We start from the raw sequence: 23,852 nt of genomic DNA, 5'->3' as shown, positions 1-23,852 counted from the left end.
TTTTGAAACCTGAAACCTGAAACTTTTTTATTTAACGCAAAGCACACAAAGATTTTTCTGCCTATAAGGTTTTTATAAAAATACAAAGTTCGCAAAGCTGGATCAACACGAAGCTTTGCGAACTTTTTAAATCTAATAGTTGCACACGATAAAAAAGCCTTGCGAACTTTGCGTTAAAATATCCTCAGTTCAACCTGAAACTTTTTATTTAACGCAAAGCATACAAAGATTTTTCTGAATGTAAGGTTTTTATAAAAATACAAAGTTCGCAAAGCTCGATCAAAACAAAGCTTTGCGAACTTTTTAAATCTAATAGTTGCAAACGATAAAAAAAGCCTTGCGAACTTTGCGTTAAAATATCCTCAGTTCAACCTGAAACTTGAAACTTTAGACCTGAAATCTAAAATTAATTCTGTCTTTAACAAAAAAATAAACAGTGCATTACAAGTGCACTGTTTATCAAAAAATACTAACTTACTTAACTCAAACTAACATAATTTAATCGTTTAGTAACCTGGATTATTATCGCTTGGTTTTATATTGGGATTTGAAGATGTTTCTCTGTTAGGTATTGGCCACAATTCATTTTTACCTGTCTGAAAACCAGTGTTTGCTAATTCTGTACTGGCATTTCCCCATCTTATAATATCGTCAAAACGGCTTTGTTCTCCTGCAAATTCTACTTTGCGTTCGTGAACAATTGCAGTAAAAACAGCTTCTTTTGTTGGAGTAATTGTAGTTGTTAAACCTGCACGATCTCTAACTTCTTTTATAAAGGCTATGGCTGCTGTTTGTGAACCTCCGTCTCTTTGGTTTTCACATTCGGCCTTCATAAGCAATACATCAGCATAACGCATAACTTTGAAGTTAATACTGGACTGTACAGCTTCATCTTCTTTTTTATAATAGTTCTGATATTTTTTCCAACCCGCATTTCTAAGACCTGCCGATGTATTAAAATTTTGTGCTGTCATAGTACGCGTTCCGTTTAAATATTTAGAACCCGGTACATAAAAAGTGTCTCCAAAACGTAAATCTCCAGCCTCATAAGAATTTAGCAGTGCATCTGGCGGATATACATTGAACCAGCTTAAATTACCATATTCCTGACCTCTCAGCGTTGACTCAGCAAAACCAGTTCCGCCGCTATTTCCTGCATCATCCCATTTATTACCAGTTCCGTTGTTTTCATTAAATTCAACTTCAAAAACGGACTCTTTACCGTGCTCTGTTTCTTCCATAAAGTTGTTGTAAAAACTGCCTTTGTCTTCAAGACTAAATCCTGTAACATTATTAAGTGCAGCTAAAGCCAGATCGTATTTCTTTTCGTATAACAAAACTTTCCCTAAATAAGCATACGCAGCTTCTTTAGTCACTCTTCCTACAACTTCTGTACCTCTAGGCAGCAAATTTTGAGAAGCAAATTCTAAATCTGCTCTGATCAAATCAAAAGCTTCTGCTTTAGGACTTCTTGCGGCTCCTGTAATAGTTCCGGTTTTATAAATCGGCACATCTCCAAAACGATTCACTAAAAGAAAATAATAATACGCTCTTAAAAAATGTGCTTCTCCTAAAAATTTATTCTTTCTTGCTTGTGATAAAACTGAATTTGGTAAATCATTTATCTTACCTTCATTGTCTAATACAAAATTCGCTCTGGAGATTCCTAAGAAACAAGATTCCCAGTAATACTGAATAATATCATTTCCTGCATTAAACGAAAAATCCTGAAAAGGTTTTTTATTACCTTCTAATTGTGGATTCCCTGCTGCGTCCTGCGCCATAAGATCCATGGCAAAAGCAAGATTTCGGGCATACAATCCTCTTGTCTGTAAATTTGCATAAGCTGCATTTACAGCAGATTCTACCTGCGCTTCGGTTTTAAAGAAAGTGTCGGGCGATAACGTGTTTGGATTAGTTAATTCTAATTCCGAAGTGTCACATGAACTTATTGCGAAAACTCCCAACAATGCTGCAACTATATATTTTATTTTTTTCATCATCTTATATATTAAAATTTAACATCAAGTCCAAAAATTACTGATTTAGGTTGTGGATATCTTCCTAAGTCGATACCTGCAGAATTTGCATTAGTATCTGCACGTGCAATTTCAGGATCTAACCCAGAATAATTTGTAATAGTAATAAGGTTTTGACCACTTATATAGAATCTTACATTTGAAAAATGGTTGTCAAATGTGTCTCCTGATAATGTATATCCTAAAGTGATATTTTTTAATCTGGTATAAGAACCATCCTCAATATAGCGCTGATTGGCCGAAGACCAGTTGATATCTGCTCCCTGCGCTCTTGGCAAAGTAGCCGATGGATTGGTTACAACACCGTTTACAACAATTGCTCTGTCTAAAACTTCTGTACTGGCATTAAACAAACGATTCATCCCTGTTAAATCAAATTTATTGGCGTTATAAATATCGTTACCCTGAACTCCTGTTATGAAGCAATTAAAATCAAATTTTTTGTAGGCTGCTGTAAGGTTTAAACCATAGGTAAAATCCGGATATGGATTTCCAATATTAGTTTTATCATTTGAATTGATTATTTTATTACCATCACGGTCAACAATTCGAATATCACCCGGTTTAATATTAGTTTGACCCGGGCCAAAAACGGCGTCTACTTCTGCCTGATTTTGATAAATTCCGTTAGTTTGGTAACCATAAAAATAAAACAATGGCTGACCTACTTCCAGTCTTGAGAAGTTCTCCAAACCTGCTCTTGCTGTTGGGCCGCCTAACACACTGGTTACTCCCGGCGCTAAACTTGTTACTTCGTTTTTGCTTGTTCCTAAATTAGCTACGGCAGACCATGTAAAATCTCCTTTTCTGTCATTGTAGCCTAATGATATTTCATATCCTGATACTTTCACATCGGCAATATTTTGAATTTGAGTTCCACCGCCGGCAGATCCTACAGAGGCTGCTAACGGAACTGCAAAAAGAATATCACTGCTTTTATTATTAAAATATTCAAAAGATCCAGTGAATTTTTCGTCAAACAAACCAAAATCTAAACCGATGTTTCTATCTTTTTTAGATTCCCATTTTAAGTCAGGATTAGAAGCAACTCCAAGAGAAACACCTGGTGCATTTCCTCCGTTAATTGGATAATTATAATCAGCAAGTAATGTAGCGGCATATTGATAATTGTCTATTCTGTCATTTCCTGTTGTTCCTGTACTTGCTCTAAGTTTTAGTGTACTAAAAACAGAATCTGCCATAAAACTTTCTTTGGCTATATTCCATCCCACAGCAAATGAGTAGAAATTACCCCAGCGGTTATTCGCTCCAAAACGAGATGAAGCATCTCTACGACCTGAAACCGCAAGTATATATTTATCATCGTAATCGTAATTGATACGCGCGATATATCCAATATTTTTTTCTTCAAAATTTCCTGAACTCAAACTTCCTTCATTATATCGCAGCTGATCAATTTCGTTTGAAATATAGTAACGGCTTCCCGCTGCTAAATTCTGCCCTTTTCCGTCAATTTTAGTTATAACTCCCAATACCTCAATATTATGCTTAGCTGCGATCGTAGTTTTATACGTTAAACTATTATCGAAAACAATATTCTGCCCTTGGGTATTTGTTTCATTAGTTGTTGAAAACGCCTGCCTGTGATAAGAACCGTCAGCGTAGCTTGGAATAAAGGTATGATCCTTACTTGTAAAGTAATCTAATGAAACTTGTGATTTAAATTTCAGGCCTTTGTAAATTTCTAATTCAGCGTAGATATTTCCTATTATAGATAAATTATTGATTTTTTGATATCCTAAATTGGCTACACGAACAGGGTTTTCGGCATCATTACCATCAATGGCGCTAGGACCTTGATAACCTCCTAAACTTGCTTCGTTATAAACAGGTAAATAAGGTGCCATTTTAATAGCATGCTCTAATAGTGTTCTTCCTCCTGAATTACGCTCCGGATTGATTTTACTGAAAGAGATTCCGATATTACTTCCTACCTTAAGTCTGCCAATATCCTGCGTATTATTAGCTCTAAACGAATAACGTTCAAAACCAGTATTGATAACAGCTCCTTCCTGTTTCAAATATTCGGCAGAATAACGAGATGTAGAAGTTTCTGTACCATTTGAGAAACTCAAATTATAATCCTGCATTACACCGCTTTGAAAAATTTGATCCTGCCAGTTGGTATTTGTATTGCCAAATTCAGCAGCTCTTGCTGTTAAATCACTTCCTAAATCTTTAGCATATTGCAGATATTGCTGCGTATTTAAAACATCATATCTTTTTGTAATAGTCTGAAAACCGGCATAAGTGCTAAAATTTAGCTGCCCCGGTCCTTTTTTTCCTTTTTTCGTAGTAACCATAATTACTCCGTTAAAAGCTTTTGAACCGTATAAAGCTGTTGTTGAAGCATCTTTTAAAACAGACATCGATTCAATATCATTTGGGCTCAGTCCAGATAAGTTACTGGTCAAAACTCCATCAATTACATATAAGGGAGCACTGTTTCCCATGGTAGCCAAACCACGAATGGTAACGGTAGGATTAGAACCCGGAGCACCGTTTACAACAGTAACACCCGCGGCTCTACCTTGTAAAGCGGACTCTGCATTTGTAATTGGCACTGCAGCAATATCTTTTGAACCTACTGTCGAAATTGCTCCGGTTACCTTAGTTCTCTTTTGAGTTCCGTAACCTACTATAACTTCATTTAAGTTTTGTGTGGATAATGCTAAGGTAACATCAATAGTATTTCTTGTCCCTACGATGATTGTTTGTGAAATTAGACCAACAAACGAAAATATAATTTTGTCTGTAGGGTTCACGCCTTTTAAAGTATACTTTCCGTCAAAATCTGTAGAGGTACTGTTTTGGGAACCTTCTACATTAACACCGGCACCCGGCAAAGGAAACCCTGAGGGATCTGTAATCACCCCTTGTATGGTCTTTGACTGTGCCATCATATTATGACTGCTGATTATCAGCAATGTGATTATTGCATATTTTAATTTTAACATCATTTCAATTGGTTTTTTGATTAGTTTAAATAGTTATTTGGTTGTAAAGTTTTAATTATTGTAATGCTTATTCTAAAATTTAAAAGTGGTTTTTATAGCTCTTAAATTTTAATACAAATAAGGATTCAAAACATAATTTGATTTTCAATTCATACTGTAATTTTTAAAAAGGTTAATACTTGTTTTCCTGGGTTATTTAATTTTTCTTACATCCAAAAATATAAGGTTAGCCTAAATTTTGTCTATTAAAAATGATGCAAAAACTATCAATTTTGTAGCATGATAACTACAGAAACAGGCGTATTGAAGGTTTTTGAGCGATTTATCGAATAAAACAGAAATAGGATTTTAATAATTATGTTATTCCTTTTTTAAGCATGAAATAAAAAAAGGCTTGAATTACAATTATTTCATAATTTCTAAAAATGACTTTTACTGTTTATTGCTTTGATTTTTAATTATTAAAACAAAAAAAAGACGGCATAAACCGTCTTTAAGGGGAATCCAAAATGAATAAATTATTTACTGTGCGTAGGCAGCTGCCCGTATTTTTCTTTATAACATTTTGTAAAATAAGAAGGAGAACTAAAACCAGTTTTAATACTAATTTCGGTTATATTGTCATTGCCCAGCTCTATTAATTCTTTGGCTTTTTCTAAACGAACATTTCGTATAAATTCATTGACCGAAACACCCGTTAAGGTTTTAACTTTTCGGTACAACTGGCTTCTGCTTAAAAAAACTTTTGATGCCAAAACCTCAACGCTCAATTCATATTCATTGATGTTTTCATTAATATAATTCAGGACATTTTTTATGAATTCATTATCCAGTGTGGTCGTTTTTTCTTTTGCCTTTGGAGTAATGCCGTTATAGAATTTATTAAACATAATCTGCCTGCTTTTAAGCAGCTGCACTAAACTGGACCTTAAAATATCCATATCAAATGGTTTGCTCAAATACATATCGGCACCAGAATCTATTCCTTCTAATTTATCTTTGACTAGTGCTTTTGCAGACAGCATCATTAACGGAATATGACTGGTTTTTAAATCGGCTTTAATGTTTTTGCATAGCTCTAAACCATTCATAACAGGCATAATTACATCGGTCAAAATCAAATCGGGCTGTTTTTGCAAAGCTGCTTCTAAACCAATCTGACCATTTTCTGCCGTGATTACTTTATACTCTTTTTTAAGTTCATTTTTTAAATAATTCCGTAGTTCTACATTATCTTCAACAATCAAAATGGTATAAACACGATCTTGTTTTTCCTGATCATCCGGTGATTGAACGGTTTCTTTTTCGATGGTTGGTGTGAAACTTAGTTTTTTCTCTTTTTTAAATTCTTCCTGCAGTATTTCATTTTCATTGAAGAATTCTTTCCCCATCGGAAATATTAATTTAAAAGTGGTTCCGGCTCCTAATACACTTTCTACTTCTATATTTCCTTTATGTAATTCTACAAATCCGCGAACGACTTCCAGACCAATTCCCGTGCTGCCGTAATACGCTTTGTTTAAATTATTTACCTGATAAAAACGATCAAAAATTCGCTTAATATCTTTTTTATCCAATCCCGCGCCCGTATCTTTAATAATAACTGAAAAAGACGGGTTACTGTAAGCAGGCTGTAGTAATGGAAAATAAATTAACTCCTCGTCAATTATTACTTTTACTGTTATTTTTCCATTATCCGGAGTAACCTTAAAAGCGTTTGAAATCACATTAAAAATAATTTTCTCGAACATTTTAGGATCAACCCAATCGTTTAATGTTTTTTTATCTGATTCAAATTGCAATTCAATTCCGCGGCTTTGCGCTTCTTCATCAAAATAGCTTACAATTTCTTTTGTAAAACCCACAATTTCTAATTGCTGTACTTTGAGCGGCATTTTATTAAACTGAAGCTGATTAAAATCCATCAGCTCGTTGATTAATCTGGAAAGTCTGTCAGAACTTTTTTGAATCGTCTGCAGTTTATTTAAAACACCGCCTGAAAGTTCCTGCGTATTGTTCTTGAGTATATCTGCTAAAGGATTTAAAATTAAAGTAAGCGGTGTTCGAAACTCATGCGAAATATTGGTAAAGAACTGTAGTTTTTTATCATTTAATTTTTCGATCTGAGCCGCTTTTTTCTGTTCAAATTGAATTAATTGTTTCTGTTTGAATCTGTTTTGATAATATTGATTTCCGAAATAAATGGCCGCCAATACTAACAGCGAATAAAAGAGATATGCAAATGATGTTTTCCACCACGGAGGTAAAATTTCAATTTTTAATTCTAATGGCTTCTGGCTCCAGGCTCCGTTTTTTTCAGATGCTTTAACCTTAAAAACATACTTTCCGGGAGCTAAGTTGGTATAAGTTGCAGAGCTTTTACTCCCCACATAATTCCACGAATCTTCAAAACCTTCTAAGTAATAAGCAAATTCATTTTTGGCGGGAAAAGAATAATTTATACCAATAAAATCAATTGTAAATACAGACTGATCATGTTTAAGAATTATCTTTTTTGTTTCGGATATTACTTTTATTAACGGTGAATTTTTTTCGAGCGGCTTTACTGATTTATTAAAAAGTTTCAAATCCGTAAAATAAATAGGAAGCTGTTTTTTGCTTTTGACCAAATTGTCAGGATTGAAACAATTTAAACCTTCGTAACCGCCAAAATACAGCATTCCGTTTTCATCTTTTAAAACAGAATTGTTGTTGAAATCATTTCCGAGCAAACCGTCGTAAGTAGAATAATTGACTGTGGTTTTGCTTTTTAAATCCAGTCTGCTGATTCCTTTTTTTCCGCTTATCCAGATTCGACCGTCATTAGATTCTATAATAGAGGATATTGATTTTTCATGAAGTCCGTTAAAATTTCTATACCATTTTAAAGTGGCGTTTTTTTTATTGTAGCTGAATAATCCCGCACCGTCAGTACCAATCCAAATTTCTTTGTTTTTGGCCTGATATAACGTATTAATAGTGTGTATGCTTTTATGATTTTTAAGCTTTTCAGACATTTTATCGCGTAAAGAAGTCACAGAAAAAGTAACAAAATCCTTCGTGCTGACCTTATACAAACCCGTTGTTGAACCAACCCAAACCGCATCATCAAAATCTACCATTACTTTTCTAATGTCTAAATTCACCATCCCATTGGCATAAAATGGTTTCTGATTACAATGATGAAAACGACCGTCTGACGGAGTATAATAGTGTAATCCTTTTGCAAAAGTTCCAATCCATATTACACCTCTCGAATCTTCGGTAATACTCATAATATTGTCTGAGGCAAGATCTGGAGTATTTTTTGTGTTGTAATTAATAAAGTTTCGGCTTCCTTTCTTCAAAAAAAAGATTCCCTCATTCCAGCTTGCCAGCCAGACATTTTGTTTTTTATCTATAAAAACTTTGGTAATATTATTATTTGTTAATCCCGAATAAAAATGAGAATCTGATTTGGTAATATGTTTAAAGTTTTTGGTTTCGGGATTGTAAACATCAACACCGCCGCCTTCCATAGAAATCCACAACTGGCCTTCCTGATCTTTGGCAATTCCGGTAACACAATTGGTTTGTAAGGACTGCGGATTTCCGGCTAAACTTTCAATTCCTTTTACCTTCGTATTTATTCGGTCAAAAACACCTAAACCCTTATTATAATATCCCAGCCAGATTCTTTTTTCTTTGTCTACATATAACGACCAGACAGAATTAGAACCTAAACTGCGATTATTGTATTTACTATTTTCATATCTTTTTTGAACAACACCTTCACTGTTTACAACAATTAAACCGTCATTTTCTGTTGCACAAAGAATAGTTTCAGGATCTGCCGCCAAAATCGACATGATTCTTTTTCTAGTAATAGGAAAAGTAACTGCTTGTTTTTCTTTAGAATACAAATTGACTTTAACCAGACCTTTGTATCCGTTACCAATCCATAAATTTTGTTTACTGTCAAAAAACATAGATATAATTGTACCTGACAGCAATTCATTATTTTGGGCAATTTTTACTTTTTTTACCTCATTTTTTATTGGGTCAACTACTTTTAAACCAGAATTAGTTCCTAAATAAATCGTTCCTTTATTATCCTTTACTAAACAATGGATCAAATAATTTACGGCATTTGGAGTATCGAGTTTAAGACTTGTTATTTTCCTTGACTTCACATTTAGTTTTAGCAGACCATTATTAAATGTTCCTAAAAAGATATTGCCGTTATTGTCTTCAATAATACTTCTTACGGAAATTACAGTTTCTTTTTGGCTTGGTTTCCGAAGATCGATATTTTCAAAAGTATCTAAATTCCGATTATAAAGACACAATCCTTCATCGGTGCCTGTCCACAAACGGTTTTGCGTATCTACATAAACCGTATAAATTAAGTTGCTGTTAATAGAATTGCTGCGTTTTGAGTCTTGCTCGTAACCTACATAATTTATTCCATCATATTTATATAAACCTGCGCCGTTTGTTCCCATCCACATAACGCCAAATTGATCCTGTGCAATGGTATAAATTCCGCTTTTTGAAGTCTCATTATCTACCAGACGAAATTGATAGTTTTCAAATGTATTTTGAGAAAACAAGCTGTTGATTATAAAAAACAAAATAGCAATGGTTCTAAAACATTTTTTTGAAGACATTATAAAATGAGTATTAAATTAAAGTTCAATTTTATATTGTTTTATAAAACACAATATGGGGACTTGTTTATTTTGATAAAGAAATTTAAAATGTACTATTAAGTTTATTTAATAGTCAATTTCATCATTTTTAAATCTTTAGCATCAGAACTGCTGCCATAATAAACCTCGTATTCTCCCGAAGCGATATTCATTGCTTTGGTTTTAGCATCATAAAACTCAAATGAAGAAGCCGGTAAATTGACCGTTACATTTTGTTTTTCACCACCTTTTAGGTCAATTCGTTTAAATGCTTTTAATGTTTTTAAAGGCCCGTCTGTATCATTTAATTTTCGAATATAAACCTGAACAATCTCTGTTCCGTCGCGTTTACTGGTGTTTTTTATTGAAAAATTTAGCTGCGTTTCTTCATTAGATTTTATTTTGCTTTTGCTTAAATTTCCTGCTTCAATATCAAATTTAGAATAGCTTAAACCAAAACCAAAAGGAAACAAAACATCTGTGGTATAACGATACGTTCTTCCTTTAAGTGAATAATCTTCGAAATCGCCTAATTTATCTGAATTTTTATAAAACGAAACGGGCAGTTTTCCCGCTGGATTATAATCTCCAAAAAGAACATCGGCTACAGCCTGACCTCCCGATTCTCCCGGATACCAAGCCTGCAAGATAGCGTCACAGCTTTCTGTTTCTGGCGTTAAAGCAATCGCAGATCCTGAACAGTTTACAAAAATTACTTTTTTACCAGCTGCTTTCAATTCTTTCAAACATTTTCTCTGTACAGCAGGAAGTTCGATATTGGTTCGGTCGCCGCCTTTAAAACCCGGAAAGGAAACCGGCATTTCTTCTCCTTCTAATAAAGTCGAAAGTCCGCCTGCAAAAATCACGGTATCAATGCCTTTTAATTTTTGAATTAAACCTTTGAAATCAATATCAAATTCTTTTCCAAAATCGAATTCTAAATTCGCCTGCCAATCATTTGATTGGGCAAAAAGAATTTCTATTTTATATTTTTTTCCAGCTTCAACTGGAAATTGGATTTTAGCGGGAACAGTTCGCCAGTTGGTATACTTTGCTATCGATTTTCCATCAACAAATAATTCAAAAGCTCCGGTTGCTCCGGTTTTAAAAACAAGATTTTCAGTTTCTTTTGCTGTAAATTCGGTTTCATATTTTGCCGAAAACCCTTCTAGTTTAACTCCCGAAGCAAATTCATGCTGACCTGCTGTGGTCATTTTTATAGGATTTAAAATTTGCTGCGAAACCAAACTATTTCCTTCTCTATTAGGATTGTTCCAATAAGTGGCTTTCATTCCTTTTTTTCCTTCAAAGGAAAATTGATCAAAATAAGTATCCGTTACTTTATCTTCGACTAAATCACAAGATTTATCGTATAGGACTTTATTTGCAGTAAGTTTTGTTTCAATTCCATTTTTAATCGTAATCGTTTTATTAGGTGTTCCGTTATAATTTCCCCACAACATTGGTTCGTTATCTGCATTTGGCCCAATAACGGCCACTTTATTTATGGTTTTGTTTAAAGGAAGAATATTGTTTTTATTTTGTAAAAGCGTCATGGATTTTTGAGCCATTTCCAAAGCTAACTGTTGATGTTCTTTGCTGTTAAGCACCGTTGCCGGAATCTTCGTCCAGGGCACAATCGAGTCATCGTCCATTTCGCCCAAATCAAAACGACCGATTAAAACACGAAGCAGACTTTTATTGATTTCTTCTTCTTTAATTAAATCTTTATCAACGGCTTCGGATAATTTTTTAAAAGAGTATTTATCCCAAACACATTCAACGTCAGTTCCTGCCAATACAGCTTTTGATGCGGCATGCACATCATCTGATGAAACTTTATGGGTGGTATAAAAATCTGTAACGGCGCCGCAATCTGAAACTACCAGATATTGAAATCCCCATTCATCACGAAGAATTTGCTGTAACAATCGGGTGTTGCTGCAGCAAGGTTCGTCGTCTAAACGCTGATAAGCACACATTACCTGACGAACATCGGCTTCCTGCACCAAAGTTTTAAAAGCCGGAAGATACGTTTCATATAATTCACGAGGATCTACATTATTCAAATTCAATTCATGTCTGCTCCATTCAGGGCCGGAATGAACGGCAAAATGTTTGGCACAAGCCAAAAGCTTACGGTATTTAGAATCTGCTGGGCCCTGAAGTCCTTTTACAACCGAAACTCCCATTCGGGAAGTCAGATAAGGATCTTCGCCATACGTTTCCTGTCCGCGTCCCCAGCGTGGGTCTCTAAAAATATTGACATTTGGCGTCCAGACTGAAAGACTTAAAAAGCGTTTATTTTCATTTCCGTTTTGAATCCATTGATTGTATTTGGCACGGGCTTCATCAGAAACGGCGTCAAATACACGAAAAACCAATTGATCGTCAAACGAAGCTGCCATACCTATAGGTTCAGGAAAAACAGTAACATTATCATTATTCGCATAACCGTGCAGGGCTTCACTCCACCAGTTAAACTTTTTGATTCCCAATCTTGGTATAGCATCGCTTTGATCGCACATTAATGCCGCTTTTTCTTCGAGCGTTAATCGGGAAATTAAATCTTCTGCACGTTTTTTAGAGCTAAGCGACGGATCTTTATAAGGATATTGCTGTGCGTTTAAATTGAAAAAGCATACTAAACTTAAAAGAAATAGATAATTATTTTTCATGTTTTTTGATTAAAGATTTGGAGCTTTTATTTTGTTTTCGAACAGCATTACGGATTCGTCTTTTCCGGATTCCCTAAAACAGTATAGTCCGCAAATTTTGACTGATCGACAGGTTTAAATAAAAACTGCGAAAACATATATAACCCATTTTTCCAGACTTTAAAATCATGTACTCCCGGTTCGATGTAATAAATATGAGGCACATTATTTTTTGATAAATAATCGTGTGTACGGGTACTGTTTTCTATAAGCCAGTCTTTATCGCCGCAGGAAATCCAAAGTAGTTTGAGTTTCTTTTTGGCTTCTTCGGGATTAGGTAATAAATCTTGCGGCAGCTTCGTATTAGGCGCTGTCGAAAATGCTCCTACCCAGGCAAACTTATCTAAATTTCCTAATCCGAAATTTAAAGATTGCCCGCCTCCCATAGATAACCCCGCAATGGCACGGTGTTCCCTGTCTTTTAAAACCGGATATTTTTTTTCAATAAATGGAATTAAATCATTTAAAAGATCCTGTTCAAAAACGCTGAAAGCTTTTACTTTTTGCGGGTCCATTATATTTCCAGAAGCGCTGTCATCTTTCATTGCTCTACCGTTTGGCATCACGACAATCATGGGTTCAATTTTTCCTTCGGCGTAAAGATTATCTAATATAACCTGCGGATTTCCTCCGTTCAGCCATTCTTTTTCATCGCCTCCTATTCCATGTAAAAGGTATAAAACAGCATATTTTTTCTTTTTGTTGAATCCCGGCGGTGTATAAACAGTCGCTTTTCTAACGGAACCTACTGTTTTAGATTTATAAGTTACGGTCTCGATTTTTCCTTGTTTTGCATTTGGATCAGCCACATCAAATCCAAGTGGAGCCTGAACTATAAAAGGTTCTTTGCCGTTAGATAATGCATAACCGGATAACGATAACATTTTTTCGGCGTAACGTCTGCCTAATTCCCTGTAACCATCCGCATTAAAATGTAGAAAATCAGGTTCAGCTTTACATCCTTTTGAAGAAATAACATAGGCGTTTGGTATAACCTGAGGCAGTTTTGCAATTATCGTATTCATACTGCCGCATTTACCATTTTGATCTTCGTTTACGGTTTCTCCAGAAAGTAACGGTACTTTTTTAGGATCCAGATTTAAGTCTTTTATTAAATTATCATATACAATTTTTACTTTTTTAGGCCAAAGTGTATCGCCTGTATTTGATTCTCCCTGATGCAATAAAATGCCTTTTATAACGCCTTTTTGCTGCGCAATTTTTGCCATTGCTACTAATCTTACATATGGATTTCCATCGTATTCTTTTACAATGTTTTTTAGCCAGTCTGGAGAACCTGCAACATACGTTTCAAAATTATTTTTATCAAAAAGTTCTATTTTACAGCCTCCAACAGCAACATTTATAACGCCAACTTTTATTTTCTCAGGAAGATTAGATACCATCGTTCTTCCAAAATAATCTATCGGAGTAAGTCCGGTTGTACATCTGCACAAAGGCGGAACTGCTGTGTACCATTTTCCCATTTCACGTCCCGTTTCAGCGCAATTGACTGCTGCTAAAACCTGAAAACGCGGATTTACATTCACTTTATCTTGCGGTTCAATTTTAGCATAACCTTCCATATTGGATTGCCCTAAACTCAAATAAATATGAAAATCTGAATCTTGAGAATATCCTTTTTGGACTATTAAAAAAAGAATTACGAATTTTAAAAACCTGTTTATTGATTTCATTATTTACAATTTGTTTTTGGTTTGAAAATTTAAAAAATGAATAATTATTCCGGATGCGCATCATTAGCAGCTGTAGCATATAAACCTATCAATGCTCCGGTAAAACCTCCGGCGACATTGGTTGAAAGAATATCTCCCGAAACTGCTCCGCCTAAGTTTTCAAAATCAACACCATTAAGGGCATAACTAAATTCATAGCGGTCTCCTTTTGCTTTTACCTGCAGACGCAATGGATTTGTTATTTTGATTTTAGAACTTGCTATAATTTTTGACTGTCCTTTTTCTGTTCTTTCTAATAAAATAAAAGTATCATTTCCTTTTTTTGTGATTCCAAATACATAATTAGAACGTTCATTCTGAAGGCAGACAATACCGGCTAAATCCTTTTCTGATTGTGGTTTGTAATCAACTGTGGCAGTAAATGAAAATGTGTTGTGCTGCTGTCTGTAAAAAAGTGCAGAGGTTGGTTTGACTTCTTTAATGTTTACTTCAAAGGGCGTTATTTCTAAACCTTTTTTACTCTGTGAAATAAAATTTTCGCGCGGACCTCGCAATCCAATCCATCTGTAATCTAATTTTTTTGAGGTGAAATTTTCGGTAAACGTGAAATTACCGTTCGGAAAAAAACCATCTTTTCCTGTTTTATTTGTAACTCCCGTTGGCATTTTTAATTTTGGCTGCAGGGGAATTAATCCGTTTTCAAAAACAGGAAAATCACCAGACCAGTCTACAGGAAGTATAAAAGTATCTCTTCCGGTGTTTACCCTGTTTTGATTATTTGGGCGAATGCCTAAAAAAACACCGTAATATCTATTATTCGGTCCCTGAATTAAATCAGCGTGGCCTGTCCAGTCTACTTTATTAGTTCTGTCATTTGGAAAATAACGCTGTGTAAGTATCGGATTATTTGATGAAGGTTTAAAAGGTCCTTTAGGAGTATCACTTATAAAAATAACTTCGCTGTGATTGTCTCCTGTTCCGCCTTCGGCACACATTAAATAATATTTTCCGTTCTTTTTGTACAAATGCGGCGCTTCAATCCAGATCGGTTTTTTAGAAAGATCAACACCTCCATCTACAATAATTTTATCGGTTCCGGGAATTACTTTATCTGTATTGAGATCATACTCCCAAACTTTTATGACACGATGCCCTTCGTACAATTCTTTTCCTTTATCGGGCGCATCATTATGAACGATATAACCTTTACCGTTATCATCAAAAAATATGGAAGGATCAATACCGCCAAAACCTAATTTTATAGGACTTCCCCAGCCTTTCATAGGATCTTTTGTTTTCACAATAATATTACCCAGTCCGGCGGAAAATGCTGTTACAATCATATAGAAGGTATCATTATGCGGATTATAAGTAATTCCGGGAGCATAAACGCCTTCGCTGATTCCCGTATTATGCGGATTAAACTCTGCAACATTATTTAAAACACCGCCCAAATCTGTCCAGTTTACTAAATCTTTAGAATGAAAAATGGGTACACCGGGAAACATGGCAAATGAAGAACAGACCATATAATAATCATCGCCTTTTTTTGTAATGGCAGGATCAGGGTAACAGCCTTGTAAAATTGGCGTATAAAATTCATCTGGTTTTAATGGGTTGTCATTATAAACCTGATCGTCACCAACATAACTAACATTAGAAAAAACAGCGGTATTTTTAGACTGCATTTTTTTCGGATTGGTGCTTTGAGCCGTCCCTTCAAAAAAACATAAAAACAGTACTACTGTCAAAAAAAAGATATTCCTTTTAATCATTTTGTATACTCTTTATTTATTAGAAAATATTAAAAGCCGGAAGAATGCCTCCCGGCTTCAACTAACAAACTCAAAACCAGTATAAGGTAACTGTAAGATTAACACTCATTACTATAATTAAATTTGTTATATAAGTTTAAATAATGCCCGAATTTTAATAACCGCTCTTCAGCGATTTATGATGAAATGTTAATCCTAAAATTGATTTAAATGAAGTCAGAAATCGACTTATTCAATAAGTGTATTTGAAACAAATATAACAAAAAACAAATATAACACAATCGGTTGTTTATTAATTTTGTTGATGATATTTAAAAAATAAGCTTTAAAAAAATAATTAATTAAATTTTTAAGTGAAATAATTAAATTATACTTAAATAAATATTTCTCTGGAGATGCTTAGTTATGAAATATAAAATGATCTTTTAGAAATTTTAATAAAAAAATAAAAACACGCTGAAAAGATCTAATTTGAGAAAAACGAAATAAAAACATATTTTTAAATAAGTTATTTCGCATAATTTAGTTGAAATTTGTTTCGTTTAAAATACTGGAAGCAATTACATCAGAAATAACAGATTCAATAAAAAGTGCCAAAACAATCGGTTGTTATAAATATTAAAAAGCAATTATTTTTCCCTTTATACAAATCAAAACATGAAATATAAAAGCACTTTCAATTTTGCTAAATGCGATTCTTTTTTTGTTTTTATCCCTTGTAAAGGCTATAAATACAACATTTCTATTATATAATGCTTCAAATCTACTATTGTAATTAGTGCTGTAAAACTACATTTACAACCTTGTATTCAAACTATCTAGTATAAAACCAAAAACACAATGATGAAAAAACAAATTAAAAGATATGCATTTTTAGTGCTGATCGTTTATGGAAACAGTTATGCTCAAACCAAAAAACATATGGATGCTAATAAACCAATTGAAGACCGCATTACACTTTTAATGAAAGAAATGACATTAGAAGAAAAAGTAGGACAAATGAACCAATACAACGGTTCATGGGATGTTACCGGACCAAAACCGGAATCTGGATCTAATGAAGAAAAATACAACAATATAAAAAAAGGATGGGTTGGTTCTATGCTGACTGTTCGAGGTGTTAAAGAAGTTAGAGCTGTACAAAAAATCGCCGTTGAAGAAACCCGTCTTGGGATTCCGTTACTATTTGGTTTTGATGTAATTCACGGTTACAAAACCCTGAGCCCTATTCCACTCGCAGAATCTGCAAGCTGGGATTTAGAAGCCATTAAAAATTCGGCTCGCGTGGCTGCTCTTGAAGCTTCGGCTTCGGGATTAAACTGGACTTTTGCACCAAATGTTGATGTAGCCAATGATGCACGCTGGGGACGCGTAATGGAAGGCGCTGGTGAAGATCCATATTTAGGAAGCAAGATTGCTACGGCAAGAGTCAAAGGTTTTCAGGGCGAAAAATTCGATAATAACTCCATTATAGCTTGCGCGAAGCATTTTGCTGCTTATGGTTTTGTAGAAGCCGGACGAGAATACAACAGCGTTGATATGAGTAATTCAAAGCTTTATAATACCGTATTACCACCTTTTAAAGCAACTGTTGATGCGGGAATCCGCACTTTTATGAATTCGTTTAATACACTAAACGGAGTTCCTGCAACCGGAAACGTCTTTTTACAAAGAGATATTTTAAAAGGAGCCTGGGGATTTAAAGGTTTTGTAGTTTCTGACTGGGCTTCTATAGGCGAAATGATTACTCACGGTTACGCAGCTAATGCCTCCGATGCCGCTAAAAAAGCAGCCATTGCAGGTTCTGATATGGATATGGAATCAAATGTTTATGTATCAGAATTGGCTAAGCTGGTAAAAAATGGATCGGTTAAAGAAAGTGTGATTGACGATGCTGTCCGCAGAATTCTTCGTGTAAAATTTGAATTAGGTTTGTTTGACAACCCATATAAATATTGTGATGAAGACCGTGAAAAAGCAAACATTGGCAGCAAAGCCAATAATGACGGCGTTCTGGACATGGCAAAAAAATCGATTGTTTTATTAAAGAATGATAAAAACCTTTTACCTCTGAAAAAATCAGGCGCTAAAATCGCTTTAATTGGCGCTTTGGCAAATGATAAAAATAGTCCGTTAGGAAGCTGGAGAATTGCTGCAGATGATAATACCGCTGTATCGGTTTTAGAAGGAATGCAGCAATATAAAGACAACTCATTGGTTTATGAAAAAGGAACAGATGTCGCTCTAAATAAACAATCTTTTTTAGACGAAGTAAAATTGAATACGACTGATTTTTCTGGATTTGAAGCTGCAAAAACAGCTGCAAAAAATGCCGATGTTGTCGTAATGGTTTTAGGTGAAATTGGTTTTCAAAGCGGCGAAGGACGAAGCAGAACTGAATTAAGTTTACCTGGAAATCAACAGCAATTATTAGAGGAAGTTTACAAAGTAAATCCTAATATCGTTTTAGTCTTAAATAACGGACGTCCGTTGAGTATTCCGTGGGCAGCAGAGCATATTCCTGCTATTGTTGAAGCCTGGCATTTAGGAACTCAAACCGGAAATGCTGTTGCGCAGGTTTTATACGGAGATTATAATCCAAGCGGAAAACTGCCAATGTCTTTCCCCAGAAATGTTGGCCAATGCCCTATTTATTACAATTTATACAATACCGGAAGACCTACAGATAAAGATCAAAATGTTTTTTGGTCGCATTATTCAGATGTGGAAAAAACACCTTTATATCCTTTTGGTTACGGATTAAGTTATACTTCTTTCGCTTATAAAAATCTAAAAATTGCAAAACCTTCTTTCCAAAAAGGAGAAAAAATTGAAGTTTCTGTTGATGTTACCAATACCGGAAATTTTGACGGAAAAGAAGTTGTTCAATTGTACCTAAATGATCCTGTTGCGAGTATTGTTAGACCTGTTAAAGAATTAAAAGGTTTTGAACTTATCGAATTAAAAAAAGGAGAAACCAAAACAATTCATTTTACCTTAACAGATAAGGAATTAGGTTTTTATGACAACGATGGTAAATTTTTAGTAGAACCGGGCTTGTTTAATGTTATGGCGGGCTGGAATTCAAATGAAGGACTTACGACTAAATTTGAACTAAAATAATTAGAAAAATCTGTTTTTATCAGCGTTTTCGCTTTAGCGAATCAGTAAAATCAGCGTCTAATTTTGACGCGGATAAAACAGATTTACTTCGTAAAGACGCAGATAAAAACGGATTTAATTAACAATAATTTTATTTTTTAAAAGCTTAAACCAATGCCATTGTCCGAAGCATCTGGATTTATTCTTAAGCAAACAACCTAATAACCTGAGTACGATAATACCTTTTTAAGGTTATTAATCGGCTCAGGTTTTTTTGGTGACAGGCTAAATTTCTATAAAAAAGTAAAGGTTCAATTTAGTTTTATTAATATTGTTTCGTATATGCTTAAAATAAAATCAATTGCAAATTTTATTTTCAATTAAAATTGACCAATAACCACATTAAAAATGCAAATGAAAAATATCCAATATATTCTTGTATGCTTCTTTTTGCTTACAAACTGCCTGTTTTCACAAGGTAAATTTGACAGCTATCAATTTAGAAGCATACAGGAAACTACTTCAAAAAGAGCTGTTTCTTCTATCATTCAGGATAATAATGGTTTTATCTGGATTGGCACAAACGGCGCTGGTTTATACCGATATGACGGGGTAAATTATTTTGGATATAAATATGATAAAAAACCCGGATCTGTAAACAGTAACTTTATTTATACCACTTTTATTGATTCCAAAAATAATCTTTGGGTGGGCACAGATGAAGGTTTGTGTTTGTACAACAGGGATTTAGATAATTTCACCAAAATCAATATTGAAGATGTAATACGAAAAGGCTACAGCGAACCTATTACCGTAAAAACAATTATTGAAGACAACAACGGTAATTTATTCTTAGGCGCGTATGGTTTCGGGTTATTCAAATTGGATACCAAGACTTTAAAAGTTACTTTAGTTCAATCGAAAGTATTGGACAAACCTAATTTTTTAATAAAATCTTCGGTAAAAAATAAGCAGGGAATTATTTATTTAGGAACAAGTTACGGCCTTTTAGAAATTGATTTAAACGGAAAAGTTAAACAGGTTTATAAAGATAAATTTAAAAGAGAACCTTTACTGGACGATATAGAAAGTCTTGTTGTAGATCAATTTGGATATATCTGGCTGGGAACGACAGAAAACGGTCTGATAAAAATTAAACCTGAAACAGATAATTATCAATTTGAAAAGTACGCCATTACCAAAAACAAAATCTTATCGATCGTAAAAAGCAGTCTGGATTACATTGTTTGCGGTACCGAAAATGACGGATTACTGGTTGTAAATTATAAAGGGCAAGTACTAAAAAAATATCTGCACAGCAAATACAATAGTTTCAGTTTACAATCTAATTCTGTCTGGTCGTTATACGAAGACAAAGAAAAACGACTTTGGTTAGGCTATTTCAATAAAGGACTTGGTGTTTTTGATAAACCTAATAACAAATTCAATTCTCTTGAATCACTTGTTAATAATGATAATTCTTTACAAACCAGCTTTGTAACTTCTGTTATAAAAGATAAAAAGGGAAATTTATTAATCAGTAATGAAGGCGGCGGACTTGATATTTATAATCTTACCGATAAAAGTTACATTCACGTTAATCAAAATAATCAAGGCTATTACTCTGGTTTAGATGCAATTGATATTCAAACCATATTTATAGACAGCAAACAAAATATCTGGATTGGAAGCTGGGATCGCGGCATTTACTTTTTAAAAAATGGCACTACCCGATTCGTAAATTATAATACTTCAAATACAGGATTAAAATCGAATCGAATTTTTACCTTTTCAGAAGATTCAAAAGGCCGAATCTGGATTGGAACTTTTATAAAAGGGCTTCATTATTTTGACAATAAAACCAACACATTTGTACATTGCGATTCTAAACCATTTGCCGAAAATGCTTTAGATAATGCTTTTATCCGCAAGGTTTTTGTAGACTCAGATAATGTGCTTTGGGTTGGAACAATTTTAGGATTATATCAGGTAAATTTAAAAGACGAATCGAATTTTAAAGTCACCAAAATGCGCGATGCCATGTTCAGCGGTATCAATAAACACAACAGTATTCAAAGTATTTTATCCATTTATGAATCTAACGATAAAACAATTTGGTTAGGAACTGACGGTCAGGGATTGTTTAGTTACAATAAAAAAAATAAGACATTTTCTAATTATGATGATTTTCCGGGTTTTAAAGAAAAATCTGTTCGTGCCATAATTTCAGACAATAACGGTTCTTTATGGGTAAGCGGCGGATCTGGTTTAACAAAACTGGATTTTAAAAATAAAAAAAGCACCAATTTTAATAAAGATGATGGTCTTATCGACAACGATTTTAATAATAATGCGGTCTTTAAAGATGGAAATGGAGAGTTGTATTTTGGCGGTTATGAAGGCGTAAATTATTTTAATCCTAACGAAATTAAAAAAGCCGAAAAAGCCCCGAGATTGTATTTCAGTGATTTTAAATTATTCAACCGATCTGTAAAACCAAATGAAGAAGCTTCGCCATTGACCAAAGTAATTTCGCAGACTAAAGAAATTACGCTTAACTACACACAATCGGTTTTTACGATTGAATATGTGGGAATTAACTACAATTATTCTAAAAAAAATCAATACGCTTATTATCTCGAAGGTTTTGAAAAAGACTGGAATTATGCGGGAAATAACAGAACGGCAACCTATACAAACCTTGCGCCGGGCAATTATACTTTTAAAGTAAAATCGGCAAACGCAGATGGTTCCTGGAGCAACAACCAATTAGAATTAAAAATAAAAATTCTTCCTCCGTGGTGGAAAACCATTTGGGCTTATTTGATCTACGCCTCTATTTTAATTTTCCTGATTATCTATCTTAATAAAATCTATCAAAATCGTTTTAAAGCGAAACAGGCTATCATTTTAGAGAAAGAAAAAACCATTCAGTTAGAGAAATTAAACAATAAAAAATTACAGTTTTTCACGAATATCTCGCATGAATTCAGAACGCCTTTAACGCTGATTATTAATCCGCTGGAAGACATTTTAAAAAGCAAAAAAATATCTCCCGAAATACATAACAAATTAAAAATCGTACACAAAAGCTCTGACAGACTTTCCAGACTGATTAATGAGCTTATGGATTTTAATAAATTAGAGTTCAATAAAATTTCGCTTCAGGCGAAGAAAATTGAAGTCGTAGCTTTTACCGAAGGAATTATTGGTTATTTTGATGAAGAAGCCGCAGCCCGAAACATTAAAGTAAATTTTGAATCATCACAAGATGAACTCGAAGACTGGCTCGATCCTAAAATGCTCGAAAAAATACTTTTTAATATTATTTCCAATGCATTTAAATTTACGCCCGATAATGGCTCGATAACTATTGTGATAGATACATCTGAAACTGAAAATGCTTTGATTATTTATGGAGAAAAAGTGCCTTCATTCTCCATAACCATTACAGACACAGGCTCAGGAATTCGCAAAAAAGATTTAAACAGAATTTTTGACCGATTTTATCAGGTTAATAATGTCAATAAAGATTATTATGGCAGCACCGGAATTGGTTTAGAAGTCGTTAAACAATTTATTGAACTGCATAAAGGGAAAATTGAAGTGGAAAGCGAAGTTGGCGAAGGCACAAAATTTAAAGTAACATTTCCTTTAGGCAATTCTCTTTATAAGAAAAATGAAATCGTTAATGAGGTTTTCAAAATAGAAAAAAATAAAAACCAATTTCTATTTGAGCCTGTTAATAATCAAACAGATGAAGATGATTTTACAACCGAAATCATTGACAATTCTGAAGAAGAAAAGTCAAAATCATATACGGTTTTAATTGTGGAAGATAATCCTGAATTGCGTAATTATTTAAAAGAAGAACTAAGCAAATCATACAAAGTTATTACTGCCGAAAATGGTAAAAAAGGCTACGAACTTGCGGTTCAAAAATTACCGGATTTAATTATTACAGATGTTATTATGCCCGTTATGGACGGATTACAGTTGTGTAAAAACATAAAAGGAGACTTAAAAACCAGTCATATTCCGTTATTAATGCTGTCGGCAAAAGCAATGGTAAAAGACCGATTAGAAGGAATCGATTCTGGTGCCGATATGTATTTGAGCAAACCATTTGAACTGGATATTTTAAAATCCAGTCTGGCGCAGCTTATTACAAGCAGGCAAATCATGTTTAAGAAATTTTACAGTGGCATTACCAAACAAGGAAAAGATAAAACAACATCGCTGGATAATGATTTCATTCAAAAAATCCTGCATTTTATTAATGAAAATATCAGCGAACCAGAATTGACGGTAGAACTTTTATCTTCTAAAATCTATTTGAGCAGAAGTCAGCTGTATCGAAAAATAAAAACTTTAACAGGTGTTTCTGTTAACGAATTTATTCGAAATGTACGATTGGAAAAAGCAAAACAGCTTATTGAACAAGGCAATAATAATATTAATGAAATAAGCTATAAAGTTGGCTTTACTTCTCCCTCCTATTTTGCTAAATGTTATAAAGTTAAATACGGCCATTTACCCAATCAGGAAAAAAAGACAAAAGAATAAACTATACAAACGCAACATTTAAACACATAGGAACATAGATTTAGAATGCTTAAAAAAGGCGTTTCACTTGTTTAAACAAACATAGTTGACTATGTTTTAGAAACGAGTTTCTTTTTAAGTTCTTTCTTAGTAAAAAAATCTATGTCTCTATGTGTTGAATAAAAACATATATGAATTTCACCCAACGGGTAATAATTAATTAGTAAAGAGCTTCGGTTTAAAACTGAAGCTCTTTTTTTATCAGTCAATTTTTTCAAAAACTACAGCTTTTGACTTCCAATAAAAATCAACATATCAAAAATATTCTT

General features: G+C 33.8%; 8 protein-coding genes. 2 read left to right on the top strand and 6 right to left on the bottom strand.

Translation table 11 applies throughout. The features are described from left to right. Nucleotides 1–506 precede the first annotated feature (506 nt). The 6 genes from B3C18_RS19145 to B3C18_RS19120 form a co-directional block, all read right to left on the bottom strand. The gene (locus B3C18_RS19145) at nt 507–2,003 is read right to left on the bottom strand and encodes a RagB/SusD family nutrient uptake outer membrane protein (protein ID WP_291150307.1); all 1,497 of its coding nucleotides are present in this window, start codon (nt 2,001–2,003) and stop codon (nt 507–509) included. A gap of 8 nt (nt 2,004–2,011) precedes the next feature. Beyond that, a complete protein-coding gene (locus B3C18_RS19140; protein ID WP_291150305.1) occupies nt 2,012–5,020 on the bottom strand; it encodes a SusC/RagA family TonB-linked outer membrane protein in 3,009 nt (1,002 codons plus the stop codon). 515 nt (nt 5,021–5,535) lie between these two features. After that, complete coding sequence (locus B3C18_RS19135; protein WP_291150301.1) at nt 5,536–9,666, bottom strand: hybrid sensor histidine kinase/response regulator transcription factor; 4,131 nt, start codon at nt 9,664–9,666, stop codon at nt 5,536–5,538. 104 nt (nt 9,667–9,770) lie between these two features. Further along, entirely contained in the window at nt 9,771–12,365 is a 2,595-nt protein-coding gene (gene xyl3A / locus B3C18_RS19130; protein ID WP_291150298.1) for a xylan 1,4-beta-xylosidase, read from the bottom strand. 47 nt (nt 12,366–12,412) lie between these two features. Further along, entirely contained in the window at nt 12,413–14,101 is a 1,689-nt protein-coding gene (locus B3C18_RS19125) for a sialate O-acetylesterase (RefSeq protein ID WP_291150293.1), read from the bottom strand. Between the two features lie 44 nt (nt 14,102–14,145). Beyond that, nucleotides 14,146–15,876 (bottom strand): glycoside hydrolase family 43 protein, encoded by a 1,731-nt coding sequence (locus tag B3C18_RS19120; RefSeq protein ID WP_414655357.1) that lies wholly within the window; start codon nt 15,874–15,876, stop codon nt 14,146–14,148. Between the two features lie 843 nt (nt 15,877–16,719). Here B3C18_RS19120 and bglX point away from each other — a divergent pair. Together bglX and B3C18_RS19110 are read left to right on the top strand one after the other, a co-directional pair. Beyond that, on the top strand, nt 16,720–18,999 hold the full coding sequence (gene bglX / locus B3C18_RS19115) for a beta-glucosidase BglX (RefSeq protein ID WP_291150331.1): 2,280 nt from the start codon (nt 16,720–16,722) through the stop codon (nt 18,997–18,999). Nucleotides 19,000–19,392: 393 nt separating this feature from the next. Beyond that, nucleotides 19,393–23,544: a hybrid sensor histidine kinase/response regulator transcription factor gene (locus B3C18_RS19110; RefSeq protein ID WP_291150289.1), complete on the top strand. Its 4,152-nt coding sequence runs from the start codon at nt 19,393–19,395 to the stop codon at nt 23,542–23,544. Nucleotides 23,545–23,852: the final 308 nt, after the last annotated feature.

This window comes from Flavobacterium sp. UBA7680 (assembly GCF_002482975.1).
In the GTDB taxonomy this organism is placed as follows: Bacteria; Bacteroidota; Bacteroidia; order Flavobacteriales; family Flavobacteriaceae; genus Flavobacterium.
This window is presented reverse-complemented; position numbering and strand designations above follow the sequence as displayed.

Excerpts from the sequence above, each read along its gene's own strand:
- B3C18_RS19145 (WP_291150307.1), bottom strand. The coding sequence starts at position 2,003 with ATGATGAAAAAAATAAAATATATAGTTGCAGCATTGTTGGGAGTTTTC.
- B3C18_RS19140 (WP_291150305.1), bottom strand. The coding sequence starts at position 5,020 with ATGATGTTAAAATTAAAATATGCAATAATCACATTGCTGATAATCAGC.
- B3C18_RS19135 (WP_291150301.1), bottom strand. The coding sequence starts at position 9,666 with ATGTCTTCAAAAAAATGTTTTAGAACCATTGCTATTTTGTTTTTTATA.
- xyl3A (WP_291150298.1), bottom strand. The coding sequence starts at position 12,365 with ATGAAAAATAATTATCTATTTCTTTTAAGTTTAGTATGCTTTTTCAAT.
- B3C18_RS19125 (WP_291150293.1), bottom strand. The coding sequence starts at position 14,101 with ATGAAATCAATAAACAGGTTTTTAAAATTCGTAATTCTTTTTTTAATA.
- B3C18_RS19120 (WP_414655357.1), bottom strand. The coding sequence starts at position 15,876 with ATGATTAAAAGGAATATCTTTTTTTTGACAGTAGTACTGTTTTTATGT.
- bglX (WP_291150331.1), top strand. The coding sequence starts at position 16,720 with ATGAAAAAACAAATTAAAAGATATGCATTTTTAGTGCTGATCGTTTAT.
- B3C18_RS19110 (WP_291150289.1), top strand. The coding sequence starts at position 19,393 with ATGAAAAATATCCAATATATTCTTGTATGCTTCTTTTTGCTTACAAAC.